The 23996-nt window shown below is 74.0% G+C and carries 21 protein-coding genes and 1 riboswitch; of the genes, 13 read left to right on the top strand and 8 right to left on the bottom strand.

Annotated features, from left to right (window positions below):
• Window positions 1-66: 66 nt before the first annotated feature.
• The 10 genes from JT721_RS07620 to gcvP all read left to right on the top strand — a co-directional run bounded on the left by JT721_RS07620 (window position 67) and on the right by gcvP (window position 9479).
• The gene (locus JT721_RS07620; RefSeq protein WP_205472351.1) at window positions 67-666 is read left to right on the top strand and encodes a CDP-alcohol phosphatidyltransferase family protein; all 600 of its coding nucleotides are present in this window, start codon (window positions 67-69) and stop codon (window positions 664-666) included.
• Window position 667: 1 nt separating this feature from the next.
• Window positions 668-1591 (top strand): DUF881 domain-containing protein, encoded by a 924-nt coding sequence (locus JT721_RS07615; protein WP_205472350.1) that lies wholly within the window; start codon window positions 668-670, stop codon window positions 1589-1591.
• On the top strand, window positions 1588-1920 hold the full coding sequence (locus tag JT721_RS07610) for a small basic family protein (RefSeq protein WP_205472349.1): 333 nt from the start codon (window positions 1588-1590) through the stop codon (window positions 1918-1920). The genes JT721_RS07615 and JT721_RS07610 overlap by 4 nt, the downstream gene beginning before the upstream one ends.
• Window positions 1913-2680, top strand: coding sequence for a DUF881 domain-containing protein (locus JT721_RS07605; protein WP_307827943.1), 768 nt, complete (start codon window positions 1913-1915; stop codon window positions 2678-2680). The genes JT721_RS07610 and JT721_RS07605 overlap by 8 nt, the downstream gene beginning before the upstream one ends.
• A gap of 37 nt (window positions 2681-2717) precedes the next feature.
• A complete protein-coding gene (gene gcvH, locus JT721_RS07600; protein WP_205472348.1) occupies window positions 2718-3104 on the top strand; it encodes a glycine cleavage system protein GcvH in 387 nt (128 codons plus the stop codon).
• Window positions 3105-3226: 122 nt separating this feature from the next.
• Window positions 3227-3742, top strand: a complete 516-nt coding sequence (locus JT721_RS07595; protein ID WP_205472347.1) for an FHA domain-containing protein — start codon at window positions 3227-3229, stop codon at window positions 3740-3742.
• Between the two features lie 3 nt (window positions 3743-3745).
• Window positions 3746-4483, top strand: a complete 738-nt coding sequence (locus tag JT721_RS07590; protein WP_205472346.1) for a MerR family transcriptional regulator — start codon at window positions 3746-3748, stop codon at window positions 4481-4483.
• Between the two features lie 427 nt (window positions 4484-4910).
• Entirely contained in the window at window positions 4911-5378 is a 468-nt protein-coding gene (locus JT721_RS07585) for a bifunctional nuclease family protein (RefSeq protein WP_205472345.1), read from the top strand.
• A 396-nt stretch (window positions 5379-5774) separates the two neighbouring features.
• Complete coding sequence (locus tag JT721_RS07580) at window positions 5775-6335, top strand: MerR family transcriptional regulator (protein ID WP_275898769.1); 561 nt, start codon at window positions 5775-5777, stop codon at window positions 6333-6335.
• Between the two features lie 97 nt (window positions 6336-6432).
• Window positions 6433-6539, top strand: a riboswitch (glycine riboswitch).
• Between the two features lie 72 nt (window positions 6540-6611).
• Window positions 6612-9479, top strand: coding sequence for an aminomethyl-transferring glycine dehydrogenase (gcvP, locus tag JT721_RS07575; protein WP_205472343.1), 2868 nt, complete (start codon window positions 6612-6614; stop codon window positions 9477-9479).
• Window positions 9480-9533: 54 nt separating this feature from the next.
• Here gcvP and JT721_RS07570 read toward each other — a convergent pair whose 3' ends face one another.
• A complete protein-coding gene (locus tag JT721_RS07570) occupies window positions 9534-10964 on the bottom strand; it encodes a metallopeptidase TldD-related protein (protein WP_205472342.1) in 1431 nt (476 codons plus the stop codon).
• Window positions 10964-12493 (bottom strand): TldD/PmbA family protein, encoded by a 1530-nt coding sequence (locus JT721_RS07565; RefSeq protein ID WP_205472341.1) that lies wholly within the window; start codon window positions 12491-12493, stop codon window positions 10964-10966. Before JT721_RS07565 ends, JT721_RS07570 begins: the two co-directional genes overlap by 1 nt.
• 76 nt (window positions 12494-12569) lie before the next feature.
• Here JT721_RS07565 and JT721_RS07560 point away from each other — a divergent pair, with 76 nt between their 5' ends.
• Complete coding sequence (locus tag JT721_RS07560) at window positions 12570-13259, top strand: sulfotransferase (RefSeq protein ID WP_205472340.1); 690 nt, start codon at window positions 12570-12572, stop codon at window positions 13257-13259.
• A 218-nt stretch (window positions 13260-13477) separates the two neighbouring features.
• On the opposite strand, the gene JT721_RS07555 is transcribed toward JT721_RS07560, so the two are convergent.
• From JT721_RS07555 to JT721_RS07535, 5 genes are all read right to left on the bottom strand, one after another.
• Complete coding sequence (locus JT721_RS07555; protein WP_205472339.1) at window positions 13478-16474, bottom strand: AAA family ATPase; 2997 nt, start codon at window positions 16472-16474, stop codon at window positions 13478-13480.
• Complete coding sequence (locus tag JT721_RS07550) at window positions 16474-17646, bottom strand: exonuclease SbcCD subunit D (RefSeq protein ID WP_205472338.1); 1173 nt, start codon at window positions 17644-17646, stop codon at window positions 16474-16476. The genes JT721_RS07555 and JT721_RS07550 overlap by 1 nt, the downstream gene beginning before the upstream one ends.
• A gap of 114 nt (window positions 17647-17760) precedes the next feature.
• Window positions 17761-18585 carry a formate dehydrogenase accessory sulfurtransferase FdhD gene (locus tag JT721_RS07545; RefSeq protein WP_205472337.1) on the bottom strand — a complete coding sequence of 275 codons (825 nt, stop codon included), beginning with the start codon at window positions 18583-18585 and terminating at the stop codon, window positions 17761-17763.
• Window positions 18582-21050, bottom strand: coding sequence for an aminopeptidase N (gene pepN / locus JT721_RS07540; RefSeq protein ID WP_205472336.1), 2469 nt, complete (start codon window positions 21048-21050; stop codon window positions 18582-18584). Before pepN ends, JT721_RS07545 begins: the two co-directional genes overlap by 4 nt.
• Before the next feature lie 408 nt (window positions 21051-21458).
• Complete coding sequence (locus tag JT721_RS07535) at window positions 21459-21755, bottom strand: Fe-S cluster assembly protein HesB (protein WP_205472335.1); 297 nt, start codon at window positions 21753-21755, stop codon at window positions 21459-21461.
• A gap of 109 nt (window positions 21756-21864) precedes the next feature.
• On the opposite strand from JT721_RS07535, the gene JT721_RS07530 reads away from it, so the two are divergent.
• Window positions 21865-22362 (top strand): OsmC family protein, encoded by a 498-nt coding sequence (locus JT721_RS07530; protein WP_205472334.1) that lies wholly within the window; start codon window positions 21865-21867, stop codon window positions 22360-22362.
• Window positions 22362-23267 (top strand): oxidoreductase, encoded by a 906-nt coding sequence (locus tag JT721_RS07525; RefSeq protein ID WP_205472333.1) that lies wholly within the window; start codon window positions 22362-22364, stop codon window positions 23265-23267. The genes JT721_RS07530 and JT721_RS07525 overlap by 1 nt, the downstream gene beginning before the upstream one ends.
• Here the strand turns inward: JT721_RS07525 and JT721_RS07520 are convergent.
• Entirely contained in the window at window positions 23254-23976 is a 723-nt protein-coding gene (locus JT721_RS07520; RefSeq protein WP_205472332.1) for a peptidylprolyl isomerase, read from the bottom strand. The two genes, JT721_RS07525 and JT721_RS07520, sit on opposite strands and share 14 nt — an antisense overlap.
• Window positions 23977-23996: the final 20 nt, after the last annotated feature.

The raw sequence follows: 23996 nt of genomic DNA, 5'->3' as shown, positions 1-23996 counted from the left end.
GGTTGCCGCAGCCCGGGGCCTCCGGGAGGGCGTGCGACACGGCGGGACAGAGCAGGGACAGTGGTGGTGAGCGAGCAGCACCTCAGCCATCGCGTGTGGACGCTCCCGAACGTCCTCAGCATGCTCCGGCTGGCCGGCGTGCCGCTCTTCCTGTGGCTGGTGCTCGGCCCCGAGGAGGACGAGCTCGCCCTCGTCGTGCTGATGGTCTCCGGCGCCACCGACTTCCTCGACGGCTGGCTGGCCCGCCGGCTCGACCAGCAGACCGTCGTTGGGCAGATCCTCGACCCCGTCGCCGACCGGCTCTACATCCTCGCGGTCGTGGTCGGGCTGGCGCTGCGCGACGTGATCCCCTGGTGGATGGCGGTGTCGCTGCCGCTGCGCGACCTGCTGATGTGGGGGCTGGTGCCGCTGCTGCGCACCCGCGGCTACAGCGCCCTGCCGGTGCACTTCCTCGGCAAGGCGGCGACGTTCAACCTGCTCTACGCCTTCCCGCTGCTGCTGCTGGGAGAGGGCGACGGCGTCGTCTCGACGCTCGCGCGCGTCTTCGGCTGGGCGTTCGCGCTGTGGGGCCTGGGCCTGTACTGGTGGGCCGGCATCCTCTACGCCTGGCAGGTCCGCAAGCTGCTCGCCACCACCGAGCGCAGGGCCGCGGGACAGGACGGCTGAGGTGCCGGGCCCCTGGGACCGCCACGATCCCGACCGCCACGATCCCGACCGCGACCGGAGCGGCGCGGGGGAGCGGCTCCCGTCGCGGGTGACGATGCCGCTGCTCGACCGGATCGTCGAGGACTCCCTCGAGCAGGACTACCGGGTCGTGGCCGAGCGGCACGGTCGCGTGGCGGGGAGCGGCCGGACACCGGCTCGGCCGGCGCTCGTGGTGGCCGTGCTGGTCGTCGTCGGCCTGCTCGGGGCGATGGCGGTGCTGCAGACCACCGCCAACCGCGAGACCGACGAGCTGAGCCGCGCCGCGCTGATCGAGCGGATCACCGCCCGCCGCGAGGCGCTGGCCGCCCAGCAGGAGGAGATCGCCACGCTGCGATCGGGCAACGCGAGCTCGGCCGAGACGGCGACCGCCCTGGCCGGTGCCCTGCAGGCCGCGCGGGCCCGGCTGCGCTCGCTCCAGGTCGCCACCGGGTTCGTCGCCGTCAGCGGCGAGGGCGTGCGGTTCACCGTCGACGACCCGCCGGGCTCCGACGACATCACCCGGGTGCGTGCCGCCGACCTGCACCAGCTGGTCAACGGGCTCTGGGCGGCCGGGGCCGAGGCGATCGCGGTCAACGGCGCCCGGCTGACCGCGCTCAGCCCCTTCAGCGACAGCGGCGACGCCATCCAGGTCAACGCCGCGCCGCTGACCCCGCCGTACGTCGTCTCGGCGATCGGCGACACCCGCGACCTTCAGGCCAACCTCCTGCAGACCTACTCGGGGGTGCGCTTCGAGGCGCTGGCCGACCAGTACGGTTTCGTGGTGGAGCGGCAGAATGTCGACCGGCTGACGCTCCCGAGCGCTCCGTCGTCGCAGGTGCGTGGCCTGCGCTCGCTGCAGCCGCGCGACGCGCGGACCCCGATGCTGACCCAGGAGGGCGGACCATGATCGCGGCACTCGGCCTGCTGCTGGGCGTGGTGCTGGGCGTGGTGCTGCGCCCCGACGTGCCGCTCGCCCTCGAGCCCTACCTGCCCATCGCGGTCGTGGCCGCGCTCGACGCCGTCTTCGGCGGCCTCCGGGCCTGGTTCGACGAGATCTTCTCCGACAAGGTCTTCGTGATCTCGTTCCTCAGCAACGTCGTCATCGCTGCCGGCATCGTCTTCCTCGGCGACAAGCTCGGGGTCGGCGGACAGCTCTCGACCGGCGTCATCGTCGTGCTCGGCATCCGGATCTTCTCCAACGTCGCCGCGATCCGGAGGCACGTGCTCGGTGCCTGATCCCCGCCCCGGCGTCGACGCCGACGAGCAGGCCGCCCGCCCCCCGGGGCTGCGGCGGCTCGGGCACGCGCTGCTGCGGCCCTCCCGCGGCCAGGTGGTGCTCGGCGTGCTGCTGGCCCTGCTCGGCTTCGCGGCGGTGACCCAGGTGCGCACCGCCGGCGACGACGCGACGTACGCCGGCTACCGCGAGCAGGACCTCATCGAGGTGCTCAACGGCCTCTCGGCCACCACCCAGCGGGCGCAGGCGGAGATCCGGCGGTTGGAGCGGGAGCGCGACGACCTCCGCGACGACACCCAGTCGCGGCGCGTCGCGCTCGACCGGGCGCGCACCGAGGCCGAGACGCTCAGCGTGCTCGCCGGCCAGGTCGCGGTCACCGGGCCCGGCATCCGGATCACCATCGAGCCGGACGACGAGCCGGTACGGGTCGACACCTTCCTCGACATGCTGCAGGGGCTGCGCACCGCCGGTGCCGAGGCGATCCAGCTCAACGGCACCGTCCGGGTCGTGGCGCAGACCTACTTCGACGAGGGCGTGGGCGGGCTGACGGTCGAGGGCGAGCGGCTCAAGGCGCCGTACGTCGTGGACGTGATCGGTGAGCCCGACGCGCTCACCGCCGCGATCACCTTCCCCAAGGGCCCCCGCTTCCAGCTGCAGGACATCGGGGCCGAGGTCGCGATCGACGAGCTCTCCTCGCTCGACATCGAGTCGGTGCGCGAGGCCGACGAACCTCAGTTCGCCCAGCCGGAGGGCGGGCAGTAGCCTGCCGACCGGACGACCGCCCACCGGAGGAGACCCCTTGTACCCCGACGACCTGAAGTACACCGCCGAGCACGAGTGGGTCCGCACCCCGGGCGACCACGAGGGCTCCGTGCGGGTCGGCATCACGCACTTCGCGCAGGACGCGCTCGGCGACATCGTCTACGCCCAGCTGCCCGAGGTCGGTGACTCGGTGGAGGCCGGCAGCACCTGCGGTGAGCTGGAGTCGACCAAGTCGGTCAGCGACGTGTACGCCCCGGTGACCGGCGAGGTCGTGGCCCGCAACGAGGCGCTCGAGGCGACCCCCGACCTGGTCAACAACGACCCCTACGGCGGCGGCTGGCTCTTCGAGGTCGTCCCGACCGACGCCGCGCAGCTCGAGGGGCTGCTCGACTCCACGGCCTACCAGGCCACGCTCGGCGGCTGACCGTCCACCCGGCGTACTCCCTGAAGCCGCTTGATCGGGAGGGCCCGGCTGATAGGTTCGGACAACCGTCAACCTCAGCCCCGGCTTGAGGGTTGACGGTCGGAGAAGACCCGGAGGATGAGATGCCGTTCTGCACGGCCTGTGGCCACAGCAACCCCGACGACGCGCGCTTCTGCTCGCAGTGCGGGACGCCGCTGGTGACCGCCGAGGCCACGGGCGCGAACGAGCCGGTCGGCGAGACCACGGCGACCATCCAGATCGGCCTCGACCGGGTCGAGACCTCCGACCGCCAGCTCAACCCCGTCGACGCCGCTGCCGTGGACGCCCTGCCGTCGGGGCACGCGCTGCTGGTCGTGCAGAGGGGTCCGGGTTCGGGCAGCCGGTTCCTGCTCGACCAGGACGTCGTCCAGGCCGGCCGGCACCCCGACAGCGAGATCTTCCTCGACGACGTGACCGTGTCGCGCCGGCACGCCGAGTTCAAGCGCACCGGTGACTCGTTCACCGTGAGCGACGCGGGCAGCCTCAACGGCACCTACGTCAACCGCGACCGGATCGACTCGGTCGTGCTGAAGGACAGCGACGAGGTGCAGATCGGCAAGTACCGGCTGGTCTTCTTCGCCGGGCACGAGGCCTCCTGACGCATGGGGGCCTCGGCCGCGGCCGGCGGCGGCGCCGCCACCATGAACATCGGGGAGGTCATCGACCGCCTCGTCCCGGACTTCCCCGGCGTGAGCATCCCCAAGATCCGGTTCCTCGAGGACAAGGGGCTGATCAAGCCCGAGCGGACGCCGTCGAACTACCGCAAGTACAGCGAGGGCGACGTCGACCGGCTGCGCTACATCCTGCGGATGCAGCGTGACCACTACCTGCCGCTGAAGGTGATCGGGGAGCACCTCGACGCCATCGACCGCGGCCTGGAGCCCCCGCCGATCGAGTCGGTGGTGCCGACCGTGCCCAAGGTCGCTCTCGCGCCCGACGGTCTGCCGAGCGCCGAGTCGTTCCGCCGTCGCGACGACCTGCGGCTCTCGCGGCGCGAGCTGGTCAAGCTCGCCGAGATCTCCGAGGACCTGCTCGACCAGCTCGAGCAGTACGGCCTCCTCGCCCCCCGCCCCGGCACCCGCCACTACGACACCGACGCCCTCGTCGTGGCCACCACCGCCCGCGAGCTCGCCGACTTCGGCCTCGAGCCCCGGCACCTGCGCGGCTTCAAGACCGCCGCCGACCGCGAGGTCGGGCTGATCGACCAGGTCACCGCCCACCACCGCCGGGCCACCGACTCCGCCGCCCGCGCCCGCACCGAGGACGCCGCCGCCGAGTTCGCCGCCCTCGCCATCCGGCTGCACGCCACGCTGGTGAAGGTCGGCCTGCGGCGGTCCTGAGACGCGGTGCTGCCGGATCGGCGGCGTGGCTGGGTCCCGTGGCGCGCCCAAGGGGTGCGGTTTGGTCACCAACCGCATGTTGCGGCCGCCCTGGGGCGCGGTTTGTGACCAAACGGTGACCCCGACGGCCGTCGCCGCCGTCCCTGCTCGAGAGCGGGGCGGGGCGGGCCGGGGTGCGCGGTTTGTGACCAGACCGCGCACCGGAGTGGGGCGGGTGCGCGGTTTGTGACCAAACCGTGCACCGGAGTGGGGCGGGGGCTGCGGTTGGTGACCAAACCGCGCACCGGAGTGGGGCGGAGCTGCGGTTGGTGACCAAACCGCGCACCGGAGCGGGGCGGAGCTGCGGTTGGTGACCAATCCGCACGCCCTAGCCGCTGCGCTCCCGCGCGCCACTGGCGCCCATCCGGCACCGGAGTAGGGTTGAGACGTGCGCGAGGTCGATGTCATGGGAGTCCGGGTCGAGATGCCCTCGAACCAGCCGATCGTGCTCCTGCGCGAGGTGACGGGGGAGCGCTACCTGCCGATCTGGATCGGCGCCGTCGAGGCCACCGCGATCGCCTTCGCCCAGCAGGGCGTGATCCCGCCGCGCCCGCTGACCCACGACCTGATGAAGGACGTCCTCCAGGCGACCGGCAACGAGCTCACCGAGGTCAGGATCACCGACGTCAAGGACGGCGTCTTCTTCGCGACCCTCGTCTTCGGCTCCGGGGCCGAGGTGAGCGCCCGGCCGTCCGACTCCATCGCGCTCGCGCTGCGCACCGGCACTCGCATCGTCTGCGCCGAGGAGGTGCTCGACGAGGCCGGCCTCGCGGTGCCGGCCGAGCAGGAGGACGAGGTCGAGAAGTTCCGCGAGTTCCTCGACCAGGTCACCCCCGAGGACTTCGACGCTCACTGAGCGCGGTGTCCGGGCGCACGAACGGCACCTTTGCGTGGTTGATGCGCCTGGCCGACCTGTTGCGGCGCACGAACGGCGCCTTTGCGTGCTTGGGTGCGCCCAGCCGACCCGATCCCCGCGCACGAACGGCGCCTTTGCGCCACTCAGGCACGAGCGACCGCAGCCAACCCCAACCCTCAACCTGACGTTGAGGGTGAGACACGCCGCGTGGCGTCTTTGACCCGGCCGGGGGCGGGGCCTACCTTGAACTGTCTCTGTTGTAACTCCACCGTTGTGGTTGCTTCGTCCGAAGCCCTCGCGACGACTTCCCCCTCGGGGTTACGCTCAACGGAGTAGTCGACGGAGGACCGCGTGAACGAGCACGAGCAGGAGCGGGGCACAGACCCCGAGGCGTCGCTGGCCGCCGAGACGGCCGAGGAGCAGGGGCTGCTCTTCACCGACGACGTCTCGCCGCTGCCCAGCGACCTCGGCTACCGCGGCCCGACCGCGTGCAACGCCGCCGGCATCACCTACCGCCAGCTCGACTACTGGGCCCGCACCGGCCTGGTCGAGCCCACCGTGCGGGGAGCGTCGGGCTCCGGCTCCCAGCGCCTCTACTCCTTCCGCGACATCCTGATCCTGCGGGTGATCAAGAGCCTGCTCGATGCCGGCGTCTCGCTCCAGCAGATCCGCACCGCCGTGCAGCACCTGCGCCAGCGCGGCACCGACGACCTGACCCGGGTCACGCTGATGAGCGACGGCGCCTCGGTCTACGAGTGCACCAGCAACGACGAGGTCATCGACCTGCTCCACGGCGGGCAGGGCGTGTTCGGCATCGCGATCGGCGGTGTCTGGCGCGAGATCGAGGGCACCCTCGCCGAGCTGCCCAGCGAGCGCACCGCCGCTGACGAGGACGAGGCGGACCCGACCGCCGGCGACGAGCTCGCCGCCCGTCGTGCCGCGCGCAAGCTCGGCTGACCCCCACCGGTCGGCCGAGGCCACGGAACGACGGCCCGCACCTTCGCGCGAAGGTGCGGGCCGTCGGCGTCCAGGCTGGTAGGTTGGGCCCCGCTGACAAACCCGCACGGGAGAGTCTCGTCCGGTCGCCACGGTGACCGGGGGAGCGCCGAAGGGGCAATCCCTCCCCGGAACCTCTCAGGCGCCCAGGACCGCGCGGATCAGGCAACTCTGGAGGCTCGCTGCCGCGCCGACAGAGGGGGAGGCGCCCGGACCTGCCGTTTCGAGGAGCCCCCGTTGTCTGACCACCCCACGCTCGCCGAGCTCGACGCCGCGCTGCCGTTCGTCGACCGCCACATCGGGCCGCGCCCCGACGACGTCACCACCATGCTCGCCGCCCTCGGCTTCGACTCCCTCGACGCACTGATGGCCGCCGCGGTGCCGGGCGGCATCCGCACCGACGCCGAGCTGGCGCTGCCCGCCGCCGTCACCGAGGCCTCGGCCGCCGCCGAGCTGCGCGCCCTCGCCGCGCGCAACCGTCCGGCGGAGTCGATGATCGGCTTGGGCTACCACGCGACGATCACCCCGCCGGTGGTGCGGCGCAACGTGCTCGAGGACCCCAGCTGGTACACCGCCTACACGCCCTACCAGCCCGAGATCTCCCAGGGTCGGCTCGAGGCGCTGCTCAACTTCCAGACCGTCGTCGGCGACCTCACCGGCCTGCCGACCGCCAACGCCAGCCTCCTCGACGAGGGCACCGCCGCCGCCGAGGCGATGACGCTCGTACGACGCGGCAACCGCAAGGCCGAGGGGCCGTTCGTCGTCGACGCCGACGCGCTCCCGCAGACCATCGACGTGGTGCGCACCCGCGCCGAGGCGATGGGCATCGAGGTGGTCGTCACCGACCTGGTCGACGGCCTGCCCGAGGGTCCGCTGTCGGGCGTACTGGTGCAGTACCCCGGGGCCTCCGGGCGGGTCCTCGACCCCCGCGCGGTCATCGAGGCCGCCCACCAGCGCAACGCGCTGGCCGTGGTCGCGGCCGACCTGCTGGCGCTCACGGTGCTGGAGGCGCCCGGCGCGCTCGGCGCCGACGTCGTCGTCGGCTCCTCGCAGCGCTTCGGCGTCCCGCTGTTCTACGGCGGCCCGCACGCCGGCTACATGGCCGTCGCCGCCGGGCTCGAGCGGCACCTGCCCGGCCGCCTGGTCGGGGTGTCGGTCGACGCCGAGGGCCGCCCGGCGTACCGCCTCGCCCTCCAGACCCGCGAGCAGCACATCCGCCGTGACAAGGCCACCTCCAACATCTGCACCGCCCAGGTGCTCCTCGCCGTGGTCGCCTCCATGTACGCCGTGCACCACGGCCCCGAGGGGCTGCGCGCGATCGCCACCCGCACCCACCGCTACGCCGCGGTGCTGGCCCGGGCCCTGGCCGACGGCGGCGTCGAGGTCACCAACGAGACCTTCTTCGACACCCTCACCCTGACCGTGCCCGGTCGGGCCGCCGAGGTGGTCGCCGCGGCCCGCGAGCGAGACCTCCACCTGCGGCTGGTCGACGCCGACACGGTGCGCGTCTCCACCTCCGAGGTCACGACCCGCACCACGCTGGAGAAGGTGCTCGCCGCCTTCGGCGTCGAGGCCGACCTCGACGCCCTCGACCAGGCCACCGGCGACGCGCTGCCCGACGCGCTGCGCCGCGAGACGCCGTACCTCACCCATGAGGTCTTCTCGAGCCACCACAGCGAGACCGCGATGCTGCGCTACCTGCGCCGCCTCTCCGCGCGCGACTACGCCCTCGACCGCGGCATGATCCCGCTCGGCTCGTGCACGATGAAGCTCAACGCCACCACGGAGATGGAGCCGGTCTCGCTGCCGGGCTTCGCCGACCTCCACCCGTTCGCGCCCGCCGAGGACGCCGAGGGCTACCGCGAGCTCGTCGACCAGCTCGAGGGCTGGCTCGCCGAGGTCACCGGCTACGACCGGGTCTCGATCCAGCCCAACGCCGGTTCGCAGGGCGAGCTCGCGGGGCTGCTGGCGATCCGCGGCTACCACCTGGCCAACGGCGACACCGGGCGCACCGTGTGCCTGATCCCGTCGTCGGCCCACGGCACCAACGCCGCCTCGGCGGTGATGGCCGGGATGAAGGTGGTCGTGGTCAAGGCCGCCGCCGACGGCGCGGTCGACCTCGACGACCTGCGCGCCCAGTGCGAGGCCCACGCCGACGAGCTGGCCGCGATCATGGTCACCTACCCCTCCACCCACGGGGCCTACGAGGACACCATCTCCGAGCTCTGCCGGATCGTCCACGACCACGGCGGCCAGGTCTACGTCGACGGCGCCAACCTCAACGCCCTCCTCGGCTTCGCCAAGCCCGGCGAGTTCGGCGGCGACGTCTCCCACCTCAACCTGCACAAGACGTTCTGCATCCCGCACGGCGGCGGCGGTCCCGGCGTCGGTCCGGTGGCGGTGCGGGCCCACCTGGCGCCGTACCTGCCCAGCCACGCGCTGCACCCCGAGGTCGACAAGCGCGAGGGCATCGGCCCGATCAGCGCGGCCCCCTACGGCTCGGCGGGGATCCTGCCGATCTCGTGGGCCTACGTGCGGATGATGGGCCCTGCCGGGCTCACCCGCGCCACCGCGGTGGCGGTGCTGTCGGCCAACTACGTCGCCAAGCGGCTCGGGGAGCACTACCCCGTGCTCTACCGCGGCCACGGCGGCCTGGTGGCCCACGAGTGCATCCTCGACGTGCGCGGGCTGACGACGGCCACCGGCGTCACCGTCGACGACGTGGCCAAGCGCCTGGTCGACTACGGCTTCCACGCCCCGACCATGTCGTTCCCCGTGGCCGGCACGCTGATGGTCGAGCCCACGGAGTCGGAGGACCTGGCCGAGATCGACCGGTTCTGCGACGCGATGATCGCGATCAAGGCCGAGATCGACCGGGTGGGCGCGGGGGAGTGGAGCCCGGAGGAGTCGCCGCTGCGCCGGGCGCCGCACACCTCGCGGGCGCTCGTCGGCGAGTGGGACCGGCCCTACGAGCGCGAGCTCGGGGTCTTCCCGACCGGGATCGACCCCGACAAGTACTGGCCCCCGGTCGCGCGCATCGACCAGGCCTACGGCGACCGCAACCTGGTCTGCGCCTGCCCGCCGCCGGAGGCCTTCGCCGAGTGACCCGGCCGGGCCCGACGCTGTGCCGGAAGCGGGAGCGGCGCCCGCAGGGAAGGGCTACTGGGCCCGGGACACGCTCGACATGTTGAAGTCCGGGACCCGGAGCGCCGGGGTGGCGGTGCGGGAGAAGTAGTCGTCGCCCCACTCGCGGCTGAGCGCCGGCACCGTCGCCGACGCGTGGCTGAACCGGCGCAGCAGGTCGAGGGGGCTCTCGTTCCAGCGGAAGTTGTTGACGACGCCGGTGATCTCGCCGTGCTCGACGAGGTACACGCCGTCGCGGGTGAGACCGGTCAGCAGCATGCTCTGCGGATCGACCATCCGGATGTACCACAGCGAGGTCACCAGCAGACCGCGCTCGGTGCCGGCCACCAGGTCGTCGATGCTGCCGGTGGCGCCGGCCACCTCCAGGGTGAGGTTGTCGATCGCCGGGGTCACCGGCTGCGAGGTCATCGCCGCGGAGTGGCGGGTCTGCAGCAGCGAGGTCAACACCCCGTCGCGGATCCAGTCGGTGCGTCCCAGCGGCAGGCCGTTGTCGAAGACCGAGCTGTCGTTGGACGACGCCGCCGCGGTCACGAACGGGGCGCACTCGAGTCCGGGCGCGCCCGGGTCGCTCCACAGGCTGACCTCGGGGCGGACCAGCCGCTCCCCGATCCGGGTGCCGGTGGGCCGCCGGCTGTAGGCCGACTGCCCCTCCCAGGCCACCCGGGCGCCGGCGTACCAATAGGCGTCGATCATCAGGTCGGCCACCGACGTGGGCGGCAGGATCGTGTCGTAGCGACCCTCGGGCAGCTCGTGGCGGCGCTCGGCCCAGCCCAACCGGGTGGCCAGCTGCTGCTCGAAGCCGATCGGGTCGACGCCGGTGAAGTCGCGGGTGGCGCCGCCGAGCCAGGCGCTGCGGGTCAGATCGGCGCTCTTGCCCGTGCAGGCCCAGTGGCCGGTGGGCTGGACGTGCCGCAGCCGGAGGCCCGTGGAGGAGCCGAGGTAGGTGGTGGCGATCTCGTGGTTGACGAACCCGTAGAGCACCCGGTCGCCGTCGGCGGCGGTGCCGAACGCCTCACCCAGGGCGGGTGCCACGGTGTCGTAGACGTGGATGTCGGTGGGCACCGGCGGCTCGGCCCAGTCCGGGCTGTCACGCCCCGGCACCAGTTCGGCGGCGTCCTCGGCCGGCGCGGCGGCGCGGGCGGCGGCGTCGGCCGCGGTGACCAGCTCGGCGACCCGCTCCCGGGTGCTGGCGCTGCCGGAGACCGAGCCCACCGAGACACCGTCCGAGCCGCGCACGAAGGACACGACCGTGACGTCGACGCCGTGCATCATCCCGTTGGTGGTCAACGTGTTGTTGGCCCAGCGGAGGTTGGCGCTGGTGCGGTCGGTGACGATCACGACGCAGTCGTCGGCGCCGGTCGTGGCCAAGGCGTGCTCGACCAGGCCTTGGGGATCGGTGGGGAAGCCGGTCGACGGGCCGATCGATCGACTGGTGGCGCCGGACATCAGTGACCCGCCTCCTGGGTGGTGTTGAGGATCCGGACGTCGCGGAACAGCGCGGTCGGGCAGCCGTGGCTGACCGAGGCCACCTGACCCGGTTGGGCCTTGCCGCAGTTGAACGCCCCGCCGAGCTGCCAGGTCTGCGGGCCGCCCACGGCCTCCATCGAGCCCCAGAAGTCGGTGGTGGTCGCCTGGTAGGCGACGTCGCGGACCTGGCCGGTGAGCTCGCCGTCGGTGATCCGGTAGAACCGTTGACCCGTGAACTGGAAGTTGAACCGCTGCATGTCGATCGACCAGGACTTGTCGCCCACGACGTAGATGCCGTGCCGCACCCGGGAGATGAGCTCCTCGGTGCTCGGGCCGTCGTCGGCGGGCTGCAGGCTGACGTTGGCCATCCGCTGGATGGGGATGTGGCCCGGGGAGTCGGCGTACGCGCAGCCGTTGGACCGCCCGCCGTTGAGCTCGGGCTTGAGGTGGGCCATCGGGCGGTCGAGCTGGTAGCCGACCAGCACGCCGTCGCGGACGATGTCCCACGCCTGGGTCTGGACCCCCTCGTCGTCGTACCCGATCGTGGCCAGACCGTGCTCGACGGTGCGGTCGCCGGTGACGTTCATGACGCCGGAGCCGTACTGGAGGGTGCCGAGCTGGTCGTAGGTCGCGAACGAGGTGCCGGCGTAGTTGGCCTCGTAGCCCAGCGCGCGGTCGAGCTCGGTGGCGTGTCCGATCGACTCGTGGATGGTCAGCCACAGGTTCGAGGGGTGGATGACGAGGTCGTAGCGGCCGGCCTCGACGCTGGGCGCCTTGAGCTTCTCGGCGAGCAGCTCGGGCACCTCCTCGAGCTCGGCGTCCCAGTCGTGCAGCGCCGAGCCGGTGACGTACTCCCAGCCACGCCCGACCGGGGGAGCGATGCTCGCCATCGAGTCGAAGGTGTCGGCGCCGGCACCCATCGCCTCGAACTCGGGATGGATCCGGACCCGCTGCTGGGTGGTGACGGTGCCGGCCAGGTCGGCGTAGAACTTGTTCTCCTGCACCTGTGCGACCGACGCCGAGGCGTGGTCGACGGCGGCACCCCGGCGCAGCCGCTCGGTCCAGTCGACGAGCAGCGCGGCCTTCTCGGGGATCGGGACCTCGAGCGGGTTGACGTCGTACGCCGAGACCCACGTGACGTCGGCGTGCACCGGTTCGGGCGCGAGCTCGACCGGGGTGCTGGTCATCCCAGCCGCGACGGTGGCGACGGCCACCGCGGTCTCGGCGACCCGGCGGGCCTCGGCGTCGGTGAGCACCACCCCCGACGCGAACCCCCAGGCCCCGCCGTGGACGACGCGCACCGCGAAGCCGAGGTCCTCGTGGTCGCTGGCGCCCTGGAGGGCGCCGTCGCGGACCTGCAGGTGCTGGTAGCGCACCCGCTCGAGGCGGAAGTCGGCGTGGCTGACGCCGAGCTCGCGGGCCCGGCCCAGGGCGACCTCGGCGAGCCGGCGGTGGGGGAGCGCGGTGAAGGTCTCGTCGATCGGAGGCTGTGCGCCGGCTGCGACCATGTCGGCGAACCTATCCGACCCGACGCGCTCGCCCCAGTGGGTTTCCCCGGCTCCGCGGCCTCGTAGGGTGACGCCCATGAGCTCTCCGGCGTGGCTCGGGATCGGTGCCCAGCGCAGCGGCACCACGTGGTTCACCGACCTCCTCGTGCAGCACCCGCAGGTGGGGCTCGGCACCAACGGCAAGAAGGAGCAGCAGCTCCTCCACAAGGTCGCCGACGGCCGGGTGCCGGCCGACGACTACCGGGCGCTGTTCCCCGACGACGGTCTGCTGCGCGGCGACTGGACCCCGCAGTACCTCCGTCACGCCTCCGCCCCCGCGGCCGCCGCCCGGCTGGTGCCGCACGGACCCGTCCTGGTGCTGCTGCGCGACCCGGTCGAGCGGTTCCGCTCCGCGATGCGGCTCGCCGCCACCCGCGGCAAGTCCTGGCCCTACCCGGTGCCGATCACCGTGCAGGGGTGGACCGGGATGTACGCCGACCAGCTGGCCATGTGGGCCGCGCAGGTCGGCCGCGATCGGCTGCACGTGATGGTCTACGAGGAGGTCCGCCGCGACGCCCAGGCGGCCGTCGACCGGGTGTGGGGACTGCTCGGTGTCCCGCCCGTGCCGCTGGCCGACGTCGCCCGTGCCTCGGGTTCGACCAGCCAGGCGGAGTGGGACTGGCCCGACGGGCTGCGCGAGTCGCTCCGCGCCCTCTACCGACCGCAGGTCGCCCGGCTCGAGGCCGAGTGGGGGCTCGACCTGTCGAGCTGGACCGAGCTGGCCTGAGGGTCGGGTCGGGGCTGCGGTTTGTGACCAAACCGCACACCGTGGGCCGCTGGGGCTGCGGTTGGTGACCAAACCGCACACCGTGGGCCGCTGGGGCTGCGGTTGGTGACCAAACCGCACACCGTGGGCCGCTGGGGCTGCGGTTTGTGACCAAACCGCACACCTTCGGGCACTTCGGGCCGCCGTTGGTGACCAAACCGCAGCCCGAACGGCAACCGTCAGCCCAAGCCCGGCCGCCGCAGCGAGATCGACGACCCCGACCGCGACTTCGTGAGCACCAGCTGGGTGGGGATCCGGTCGCGCATCTCGGCGACGTGGCTGACCACGCCCACCACTCGCCCGCCGTCGCGCAGGGAGTCGAGGGTGCCCATCACGTCGTCGAGGGTGTCGGCGTCGAGGGAGCCGAAGCCCTCGTCGACGAACAGGGTGTCGAGCACCGCGCCGCCGGTCTCGTGGGTGATCACGTCGGCGAGGCCCAGCGCGAGGGCGAGCGAGACCACGAAGGTCTCACCGCCGGACAGGGTCGCCGGGTCGCGGGTCTCGCCCGACCAGGCGTCGCGGACGACGAGGCTGAGGCCGCCGCGGTTCTCGCCGGCGCCGCGCTGGTGCGAGTGCTCGAGCTCGTAGCGCTGGTCACTCATCCGCTCGAGCCGCTCGTTGGCCGCCGCGACCACCTGCCGGAGCCGGTGTGAGAGCACGTACGCCGACAGGCGCATCCGCCATCGGTTGTCGGGGGACGTGCCGTCGACGAACGACGCCAGCCGGTCGGTCAGCACCAGGTCGGCCCGCAGCGGGGCCCACCGGCGCAGGGCCTCCTCGAGCTCCGAGACCAGCTCGGTGAGCCGGCGGTGCACGCCGATCAGCCGCAGCCCCTCGGCGCGCAGCGCGGCGAGGGCGGAGGCGGCCCGGGCGTGCGCGGCCTCGAGCGCAGCGAGGTCGGCTGGCTCGGAGTCGGGGGCGTCGCCGAGCTCGGCCAGCACCGCAGCCGCGCTCGCCCGCCGGCGCTCGTGCTCGGCCAGCACCGCCTCGAGGCGGTCCTGCTCGACGTCGGGCAGGTGGGCGCCCGTGGCCTCCTCGGCCGAGGCGAAGCCGACGGATCGCGCCTGCGCCTCGAGACGCGCCCGGGCGTCCTCGGCACGGCGGCGGGCCCGGTCGCGCTCGGCGACGGCCTCCTGGCACGCGGTGCCGCAGCCGATCCGGTGCTCCAGGGTCTCGAGGAGCTCGTCGAGGCCCGCGGCCCCGGTGCCGTCGAGGACGGCGACGAGCTCGTCGCGCAGCGCCGCGACCTCCTGCTGCCGCGCCTCGAGCTCGGCGGTGCCGCGTGCGTGTGCCGCCTCGAGCTCGCGGCGTCGCGCGGCGAGCTCCTCGCCTTGTGCGGTCGCCCGGTCGAGCCGCTCGCGCAGCGCCTCGACGTCGCCGGCGAGCGTGCGCAGCCGGTCGTGCTCGGCGCGGCCGGCCGCGAGCCGGTCGTCGAGGGTCGCCGGGTCGGTCGCCGCGAGCCGCTCGAGCAGCGACTCGCGACGGGTCTCGAGGTCGCGCACCGCCAGCTGGCGGGCCAGCTCGGTGGCGTTGGCGTCGTCGAGGGCGCGCTGGGCCGCCTTCTCGGCGTCGGCCCCCGGTGCGCCGGGCGCCGGCACCGCTGGCTGCGGGTGGTCGCACGAGCCGCACACCGGGCAGCTCGCTCCCACGGCCAGCGCGCCGGCGATCTCGGCGGCCATGCCGGTGAGCCGCGCCTCGCGGACGTCGAGCAGGGCCTCGCGTCGGGCCAGCGTGGCGAGCCGTGCCTCCTCGTGCTCGGCGCGCGCCGCGGAGAGGCGGGTCTCGACCGCCCCCAGCTCGTCGCGGGCTGCGACCGCCTCGGTCAGCCGGGTCACCTCGGCCGCAGCGACCACCACCAGGGGCGCCGCCTCGCGCGCCGCGGCGTGCCGCTCGCGCAGCTCCTCGACCTCGCGGGGCAGGGCGTCCGCCGCGGCGACCACCCGGTCGAGCTCGGCCGCCGCCCGCTCCTGCCCCGCGAGGGCCTCGCGGGTCGCGGCCAGCTGGTCGTGGAGCCGCCGCTCGCGGGGGCGCGCCGACCGGGCCGCCTCGGCGGCGGCGCCGACCTCGGCCAGCCTTCCGGCCACGCTCGGCAGGTCGGGGGCGTCGAGGTGGTGCAGCGCCTCGCGCACCGCGACCGCGGCCGCCTCCTCGGCCTCGACCAGGGCCCGGGCGGTGTCGACCGCCAGCGTGCGCAGGGGTACGACGGCCGCGGCCCGCCGGGCCCGGGCCAGGGCCTCGCGCTCGGTCGCGCGCCGCGGCTCGTCCTCGGCCAGCGCGGCCTGCTCGGCCTCGGCCCGCCGGCGCCGCTCGCGCCGCTCGTGGTCGGATCGGGCCTCCTCGAGCGCGGTGCGCGCCGCCAGCTCGGCGGTCACGGCGGCGGCGTCGCGCTGCTCGACCTCGGCCGCCGCGGTCGTGGTCCGGGCGACGTGGTCGCGGGTCCACGCCAGCAGGGCGCCGGCGCCGGCGGGCTCGCTGAGGTCGTCGAGGTCCCACTCCGTCGGCCAGGGGGTCTCGGTGGTCTCGCTGACCCGGCTGACCAGGTCGGCCACCCGCCGCTGCTCCGACTCCGAGGCGCGGCGCAGCGAGGTGCGGCGGTCGCGCAGCCAGCGCTCGACGTCCTCGAACCGCGAGGAGCGGAACAGCCGCTGCAGCAGCGCCTGCCGGTCCTTGGAGCTCGCCCGCAGGAACGCCTGGAACTGGCCCTGGGGCAGCAGCGCGACCTGGGTGAACTGGGTGACGTTCATGCCGACCAGGCCGCTCACCAGGTGACCCGCCTCGTCCAGCCGGGTCGTCAGCGGCACCCAGTCGCCGCCGAGCCGCTCGGAGACCGTGACGTGGGCGTGCTCGGTGGTGGTGCCGGAGCCGCGCTTCTTCGGTCGTTCCCAGGCCGGGGAGCGGACCAGGCGGAACCGGCGTCCGGCCAGCGTCGCCTCCAGCGCCACGCGGGGCGCGACGTGCGGCTCGGCGTGGTCGCTGCGCAGCCGCTTGGCGGCGTTGCGGTCGCCGGGGACCTCGCCGTAGAGGGCGAAGCAGACGGCGTCGAGCACGCTGGTCTTGCCCGCGCCGGTGGCCCCGGAGAGCAGGAACAGCCCGGCCTCCGAGAGCGCGTCGAAGTCGACCCGGGCGGTGGTCGCGAACGGGCCGAAGGCGGTGACCTCGAGGTGGTGCAGCCGCATCAGAAGAGCGCCTCGGCCGGGCTGACCAGGCTGTCGAGGTCGCGGTCGTCGCAGCAGGCGTCGACCGCGCGGTCGAGCAGCGCGCCCTCGTCGTCGGTGACGGGGACGCCGCGCAGGTCGGCGACGAAGTCGCGGGCCAGCTCGTGGTCGGAGCGGCCCGGCCGTCCCGCGACCGGAGCGCCGTCGAGGGTGGCTCCGACGGGCTCGAAGGCGAGCACCAGGGCGTGGGGGAACCGCCGGCGGAGCCGGTCCATCGCCTGGTGGGGCCGCACCGGGTCGGTCAGCGTGGCCTGCACCCACGACTGCTCGTGCCGGGACAGGGCCGGGTCGTCGAGCAGCGTCGCCAGGTCGCCACGCAGTCGGGCCAGGGGACGCGGGACCGGGGCCTCCACCAGCTCGGCGTGGCTGACCCCGGTGGCGTCGAGCTCGACCAGCCACGAGCCCTTGGTCTGCGCGGCCTCGGAGAAGGAGTAGGCCAGCGGGGAGCCGCTGTAGCGCACCGTGTCGGTGAGCACGTGGCTGCCGTGGAGGTGACCCAGCGCGGTGTAGGTGACGCCCTCGAAGACCGAGACCGGCACCCGGGAGACCCCGCCCACCGAGATGTCGCGCTCGGAGTCGCTGGGCTCGCCGCCCGCCACGAACGCGTGTGCGAGCACGACGGTGCGGGACCGGCCGCGCGCGGCGGTGTCGGCGCGCACCCGGCGCATCGCCTCCTCCAGAGCGGCCTGGTGGGAGCGCGCGGGCAGCGCCCACGGCTCGCGCACCGCGTCGGGGTCGAGGTAGGGGATCGCGTGCACCGCCACCGGTCCGTGCTTGTCGTCGACGACGACCGGGGTGCCGACCGCTCCGGCGTCGGTGCGCAGGTGGACGCCGGCGGCGTCGATCAGGCGGGCGCTGAAGCCCAGCCGCTGGGCGGAGTCGTGGTTGCCGCTGCTGATCACCGTGCGGGCCCGCGACCGGGCGAGGCGCACCAGCGCCTCGTCGGCCAGCCGAACGGCGTCGACCTGGGGCAGGGCGCGGTCGTAGACGTCGCCGGACACCACCACGAGGTCGACCCGCTCGCGCTCGACGACGTCGACGAGGTGGTCGACGAACGCCGCCTGGTGGGTGAGCATCCCCTCGCGGTGGAACGACCGGCCCAGGTGCCAGTCGGAGGTGTGCAGGATGCGCATGCCCCCACGCTAGGAGGCGGTGCCGACACAACTGCGACCACACGCCGCGCCGGTCCGGCGCGGCTCGGGCGCGGGTGCTGGGCGGTGGCTGCGTGGTGGCTGCGCGGGGGCTGGTCAGGCGTAGCGGACGCAGCGCTCGGCGGAGGCGAACCCCCACAACGCCAGCCCCGCGGACCGGGCCAGGTCGACCGAGAGGCTGGTGGGTGCCCCCACCGAGACGAGCGCTCCCGTGCCCGCCGCCACGGCCTTCTGCACGAGCTCGAAGCCGGCCCGGCCACTCACCACCAGGCAGGCGTCGGCGACGGGTGCCCCCGCGAGCAGCCGCGCGCCTGTGACCTTGTCGACGGCGTTGTGGCGGCCGACGTCCTCGCGCACCACCACCAGCTCACCGGCGGCCGTGGCCAGGCCCGCGGCGTGGGCGCCGCCGGTGCTGCCGAACACCCGCTGGTGCTCGCGGAGGAGCCGCGGCAGCGCGCGCACCACGTCGGGGGAGGGCAGGTCACCGGCCCAGCTCGCGGCCCGCGGCACCGCGAGCGCCTCGGCCAGCGAGTCCTTGCCGCAGACGCCGCACGCCGAGGAGCCGGCGCCGTCGTGGCGGTGACCCGGCTCGCGCAGCGGCGGCCCGGCGAGGGTCACCGTGACGACGTTCAGCTCCTGCTCGGGGGAGAGGTCGACGTCGGTGCAGTACGCGATGCCCTGCACCCCGGTCGCCAGGCCCTCGTGCACCACCCAGCCGGCGGCGAGCTCGAAGTCGTGGCCCGGCGTGCGCATCGTGACCCACACCCGCCGGGCCGTGGCTCCCGGCCAGGCCAGCCGCACCTCCAGCGGCTCCTCGGTGACGAGCCGGTCCTCGCGGCGCCGCTCCCCGCCGTCGCCGGCGTGCTCGGTGACCCGGGTCCGGACGGTGGGCCCGGGGCGTCGGGGCCGGGAGCCGGTCACGGGCGCGGGAACGCCTCGAGGACGGCGAGCCGGCAGGCGAGGTCGTCGGCGGCGTCGGAGAGTCGGCGGCGCAGCGAGAGGTCGAGCGCCGGGTCGGCGGCCAGCGCGCGGGCCCGCTCCAGCGTCGCGGGGTCGAGCGAGGTGACGGGGAAGAACTGGGCGGCGGCGTCGGCCAGGGTCCAGCCGCTGCGCACCGACACCGTGGCCGGCAGGTCGACGAAGTAGCGGTCGACGTACTCGGCCAGCAGGTGCTCCTGCCCGCCGCGCCACATGCCGTGACCGGCGGCCTCCAGCTCGTAGTTGGGCACGTCGACCTTGCCGGTGAAGCGGTCCCAGGCGTACGCCTTCGCCTCCGCGTCGGGGAGCGAGGCGACCGCGGAGGTGTGGCGCACGACGGCGGCCGACGTCGGCTCGCGGTCGAGCTCGGCCTGCAGCTCGGCCCGGTCGGTGGCGCCGAGGGCCGCGAGCCGCACCAGCAGGCGCCAGCGCAGGTCGAGGTCGGCCTCGACGCCGGCCGGCAGGACCTCCAGCCAGGTCCGCAGCTCCTCGGGGTCGGTCGCCGAGCGCACGGCGGCGCGCAGCGCGGAGAGCTGGACGTCGCTGCCCGGCTCGGCCGCGGCGAGCGCGTCGAGGGCGGCGGCGTGCAGGCGCCGGATGGCGTCCGGCGCGGTCACGGGCAGCAGGGTGGAGAAGATCCAGCTCATCGTGCGCCGGGCGGTGTCCTCGGTGTCCTCCACCGGTAGCGCCGCGGTGGCCAGGTCGAGCACGTCGGCGGGGTCGAGGGTGGCGAACCGGAAGGCGGTGCGGACGTTGTTCCAGATCGCGGCCCGCACCAGCGGGTCGGTGACCGTGGGCATCACACCGGGCAGCGCCCGCAGGGTCGCGGGGTCGAGCTCGACCGCCGCCCAGGTCTCCAGGTGGGGGTCGAGCACGACCGGCAGGTCCCCGACGTCGAGGGGGGTGGCCTCGCCGGCGAGGGTGAGCGGGCGCAGCTCCCACGCGCCGTCGCGCAGCACGGCCGCCGCGGTGTGGTGGGTGCGGTCGGCCGGGTGGTCGGCTGGCGGCACCCGGCGCACCGACGCCGCGGTGCGGTCGAGCCCGACCCGGTCGGGGCCCGCGGTGCGCAGCCAGTGGGTCGTCACGTCGCCGAGGTCGCCGGAGCCAGCCCGCTCCCAGCTGGCGAACAGGTCGTCGAGGGTGGCGTTGCCGAACCGGTGGCGGGTCAGGTGGTCGGTGACGCCGGCGAAGAAGACCTCGTCGCCCATGGCGGTGTTGAGCTGGCGCAGGATCGCGGAGCCCTTGGCGTAGGAGATGCCGTCGAAGTCCTGCAGCGCCGCGGCCGCGTCGACCGCTCCGTTGCCGGCCACCGGGTGGGTGCTGGGTCGCAGGTCGGCGGTGAGCCCCCACTGGCGGCGGGCGAAGGCCATGTCGGTCCACGCGTCGTCGTACTCGGTGACGTCGGCGGTGACCCGGTTGCCCATGTACTCGGCGAACGACTCGTTGAGCCACAGGTCGTCCCACCACTTCGGGGTGACGATGTTGCCGAACCACTGGTGCGCCATCTCGTGGGCCACCGTGGTGGCGCGCAGGATCCGGGCCCCGCGGGTGACCCGGTCGGTGAAGACCAGCGGGTCGCGGAACGTGACGCAACCCGGGTTCTCCATGGCGCCGGCGTTGAACTCGGGCACGAACGCCTGGTGGTAGTCGCCGAAGGGGTAGCGGATCCCGAACAGGCGGTGGAACTCGTCGAAGCACTGCGCGGTGATCTCGAACAGCTCCTCGGCGTCGGCCTCCAGCGCCTCGGCCAGGCTCTGCCGGGCGCTCAGGCCCAGCGCGATGCCGTCGTGCTCGGAGCGGAGCACGTGGTAGGGCCCGGCGACCAGGGTGACGAAGTACGTCGACAGCGGCTGGGTCGGCCCCAGCTCCCACCGGCCGGGTTCGGGGTTCGTGGCGGGCGCGTTGCCGACCACGGTCCAGTCCTCGGGCGCCGTGACCCGGAACGTGTACGGCGCCTTGAGGTCCGGCTGGTCGAAGCAGGCGAAGATGCTGGGCGCGGCGTCCATGAACGACATGCCGTAGACGTAGTCGCGACCGTCGGCCGGGTCGGTGCTGCGGTGCAGTCCCTCGCCGTCGTTGCGGAACCGCATCGTCGCCTCGACCCGGATGCGGTGCTCGCCGGCCGGCAGGTCGAGCGGGTAGCGCCCGCGCCCGAGCGCCCCCGGGTCGAGCGGGACGTCGTCGACCGAGATGGCGTGCAGCTGCACCGGCTTGACGTCGAGGAACGTCGAGCCGCCGTTGCTGACCAGGACGATCGTGGTCACCGACCGGAACGTCTCGGGACTCCCGGCGAGGTCGAGCTCGACGTCGTAGGAGGTCACGCGGAGGAGGTCGAAACGCGCGACCGCCTCGCGGTGCTGCAGCGAGGCGGCGGGAGCGACGGGGGCGTCGGAGCTCGAGGGGGCCACCCGGCCAGCCTAGGCGGGGCCGTGAACGGTTCGGCAGGGGTGTGCTGGCCGGCTAGTGCGGGCTACGCTGGCCCTACCCACGAGAGGCGGGCCGGGGCTGTCCAGCTCCCGGCCCGCCGGGCTTTTCCGCCCGGTTCCCCACCGGTGCTCGTTGGTTGAGGAAGGACGAAGTCCTCACTCACTACCTGGTGGGACGCAAGCCGTCCGGTGGGGACGGAGGGCTTTCGCCGTACGGGGTTTCGAGACAGTTGCTAGCGCAACTTCCTCAACCACCGGCGGGTCGCCACCGCAACTTCGTCAACCACCGCTGGGTCGGCCCCGCAGCCTAGGGACCGAGGGAGACGGCGGGGCCGGCCGGCGGGGGGGGAGGGGGGATGGCCCGCCGGCCGGCCCGGGTCGGCCGGGCCGTCAGGCCTGCATGCCGAGCGCGAACTCCACGCGGCCGCTCTCGTCGACGGCGGCGTCGAGCACCTTGTCGTCGAGCTGCACCGCGGCCTGCTCGTCGAGGTAGACGGTGGCGCCCGCCTGCTCGACGACCTGGTCGCCGGGCTCGGGCTGGGTGGCGGCCTGGACGGCGAACCCCGGCTGGGGGCCCTCGTCGGAGCTGATCCGCAGCCCCGTGGTGGCCTCGACGCCGTCGGCGTCGATCCTACTGTCGATGATGTTCTTGACGATCGTGCTGGCGTTGTCCGTGAGGGTGAGCATGGCTCTCTCTCTGATCGCGGTCAGTACCTCTCCACCGTTGCCGCTGATGGGCGATCGCTCAAGGAAACGGTGATCCCGGGCGTGTCGCGGCTCTGGCAGGCTGGGCGCCATGACCGACACCACGCCCGTGACCGGGCCGGACACGCTGCGCGCGATCGACCTCCACAAGCTCGGCGAGGATCGCTGGCAGGCCACCAACCGGCGCGGAGGCCACCTCGCGGTCGGCTCGGGCACCCGCGACGACCCCGACTTCACGCCGGTCGAGCTGCTGCTGGTCGCGCTGGCTGGCTGCGGCGCCGTCGACCTGGAGCTGATCACGCGCAAGCGCGCCGAGTTCGAGAGCTTCCGGGCCCGCGCCGAGGGGCACAAGGTGCGTGACGGGTCGGGCAACCACCTGGTCGACCTGCGGGTCACCTTCGAGGTCACCTTTCCCGAGGGGGAGGCCGGCGACGCCGCCCGCGCGGTGGTGCCGCGCACCCTCGACCAGATCCGCGACCGGCTGTGCACCGTGGGCCGCACGGTGGCGCTCGGCGAGCCGGTGGCCTACGTCGAGAGCGCGGTCGGCGAGCCGGTCGACGCGGGGCTGCACGCCCCCTCCGGGACCTGATGGCGCGGGTCGAGCCGTGGCAGCAGGTGCCGCGGCAGGACGGCCGCCGCTTCGTCGTCACCGGCGGCGCCCGAGGTCTGGGCCTGGAGACGGCGCGCGGGCTGGTGACCGCCGGCGCGCACGTCGTGCTGGCGGTGCGCTCGGTGGAGGCGGGGGAGCAGGCCGCGGCGACGCTGACCGGGCTCGACGGCTCGGCCGAGGTGCGCCGGCTCGACCTCGCCGACCTCTCCTCGGTGCGCGCCTTCGCCGCCGCGGTCGGCCCGGTCGACGTGCTGGTCAACAACGCCGGGGTGCTGGCGACGCCGTACCGGCTCAGCGCAGACGGGTTTGAGCTGCAGCTCGCCACCAACCACCTGGGCCACTTCGCCCTGGCCAACCTGCTGCTGCCCACGATCACCGACCGCGTGGTGGTGGTCGGCTCGGCGTCGCACCGCGGGGCACGCATCGACGTCGACGACCTGCTCTGGCAGCGTCGCCCCTACCGGCCGTACGCCGCGTACGCCGCCTCCAAGCTGGCGAACCTGCTCTTCCTCGCCGAGCTCCAGCGGCGCCTGACCGCTGCCGGCTCGACGCTGCGCGCCACCGGCGCCCACCCCGGATCGACCGCCACCGACGTCACGGCCAACACCGGCAGCCGGCTGAAGACGTTCGTGGGACGGCACGGCATCAGGCTGGTGGGCATGAGCCCGGCCCGGGGGGCGCTGAGCACGCTCTTCGCGGCCACGATGGACGTGCCCGGCAACACCTACGTCGGTCCCCACCGGTTCCGCGAGATGAACGGCTGGCCGACCGCGGTCGGGCGCGACCGGCGGGCGCTCGACCCCGACCTGGCCAAGGCCGTGTGGTCGGAGTCGGAGCGCCTGACCGGTGTGGAGTTCCCGGAGGAGGCCGTCAGCCGACGGTGACCGCGGAGATGTCGACCGGGGTGTTGGGGGCGCCGTCGCCGGGCCCGTTGGCGTTGTCGGTGCCGGCCTCGGCCGCCTGGGAGACGAGCTTGATGCCCGCGGGCTCGACGGTGCCGAACACGGTGTAGCTGGGCGGCAGCGGGGTCTCGCCGTAGACGATGAAGAACTGCGAGCCGCCGGAGTTCGGTGCGCCGGTGTTGGCCATCGCCAGGGTGCCGGGCGGGTAGGTCTCGGCGCCGGTCAGCTCGTCGGGGACGGTGTAGCCCGGACCGCCCGTGCCGGTGCCGGTGGGGTCGCCGCACTGCAGGACCAGGATCCCCTCGGTGGTGAGCCGGTGGCAGGTGGTGTCGTCGAAGTAGCCCTGCTCGGCGAGGGAGACGAACGACGTGACCGTGCACGGGGTGGCGTCGGCGTCGAGCTGCAGCACGAGGTCGCCGATGCTGGTGGCCATCGTCGCCTCGACGGTGCCCGACAGCACCTCGTCACCGGGCGGGTCGACCTCCTTGGCGGCCCCGGCGGGGTCCTCGGCGAAGTCGCAGGAGCCGCCGCCGGCCGCGGTGCCCTCGTCGCCGGCGTCGGCCGACTGCGAGGTGCTCTCGCTCGGCGTGGTCGGGTCGGAGGCCTCGTCGTCCCCGCCGTCGCCGCCGCAGGCGGCGAGCACGGAGGTGGCGAGCAGGCAGGTCAGGACGGCCAGGGGGCGCTTGAGCATGACCCCGATCGTAGGGGAGG

It is taken from the genome of Nocardioides sp. SYSU D00038, from assembly GCF_016924665.1.
Lineage (GTDB): Bacteria > Actinomycetota > Actinomycetes > Propionibacteriales > Nocardioidaceae > Nocardioides.
Note: the sequence above shows the minus strand (reverse complement) of the source record. Positions and strands in the feature narration are given on the sequence as shown.

Bases quoted from the DNA above. Each gene is read 5' to 3' on its own strand.
- JT721_RS07610 (WP_205472349.1), top strand. From the start codon at position 1,588: ATGATCGCGGCACTCGGCCTGCTGCTGGGCGTGGTGCTGGGCGTGGTG.
- JT721_RS07595 (WP_205472347.1), top strand. From the start codon at position 3,227: ATGCCGTTCTGCACGGCCTGTGGCCACAGCAACCCCGACGACGCGCGC.
- JT721_RS07590 (WP_205472346.1), top strand. From the start codon at position 3,746: ATGGGGGCCTCGGCCGCGGCCGGCGGCGGCGCCGCCACCATGAACATC.
- JT721_RS07570 (WP_205472342.1), bottom strand. From the start codon at position 10,964: ATGTCCGGCGCCACCAGTCGATCGATCGGCCCGTCGACCGGCTTCCCC.
- JT721_RS07565 (WP_205472341.1), bottom strand. From the start codon at position 12,493: ATGGTCGCAGCCGGCGCACAGCCTCCGATCGACGAGACCTTCACCGCG.
- JT721_RS07560 (WP_205472340.1), top strand. From the start codon at position 12,570: ATGAGCTCTCCGGCGTGGCTCGGGATCGGTGCCCAGCGCAGCGGCACC.
- JT721_RS07555 (WP_205472339.1), bottom strand. From the start codon at position 16,474: ATGCGGCTGCACCACCTCGAGGTCACCGCCTTCGGCCCGTTCGCGACC.
- JT721_RS07550 (WP_205472338.1), bottom strand. From the start codon at position 17,646: ATGCGCATCCTGCACACCTCCGACTGGCACCTGGGCCGGTCGTTCCAC.
- JT721_RS07535 (WP_205472335.1), bottom strand. From the start codon at position 21,755: ATGCTCACCCTCACGGACAACGCCAGCACGATCGTCAAGAACATCATC.
- JT721_RS07530 (WP_205472334.1), top strand. From the start codon at position 21,865: ATGACCGACACCACGCCCGTGACCGGGCCGGACACGCTGCGCGCGATC.
- JT721_RS07525 (WP_205472333.1), top strand. From the start codon at position 22,362: ATGGCGCGGGTCGAGCCGTGGCAGCAGGTGCCGCGGCAGGACGGCCGC.
- JT721_RS07520 (WP_205472332.1), bottom strand. From the start codon at position 23,976: ATGCTCAAGCGCCCCCTGGCCGTCCTGACCTGCCTGCTCGCCACCTCC.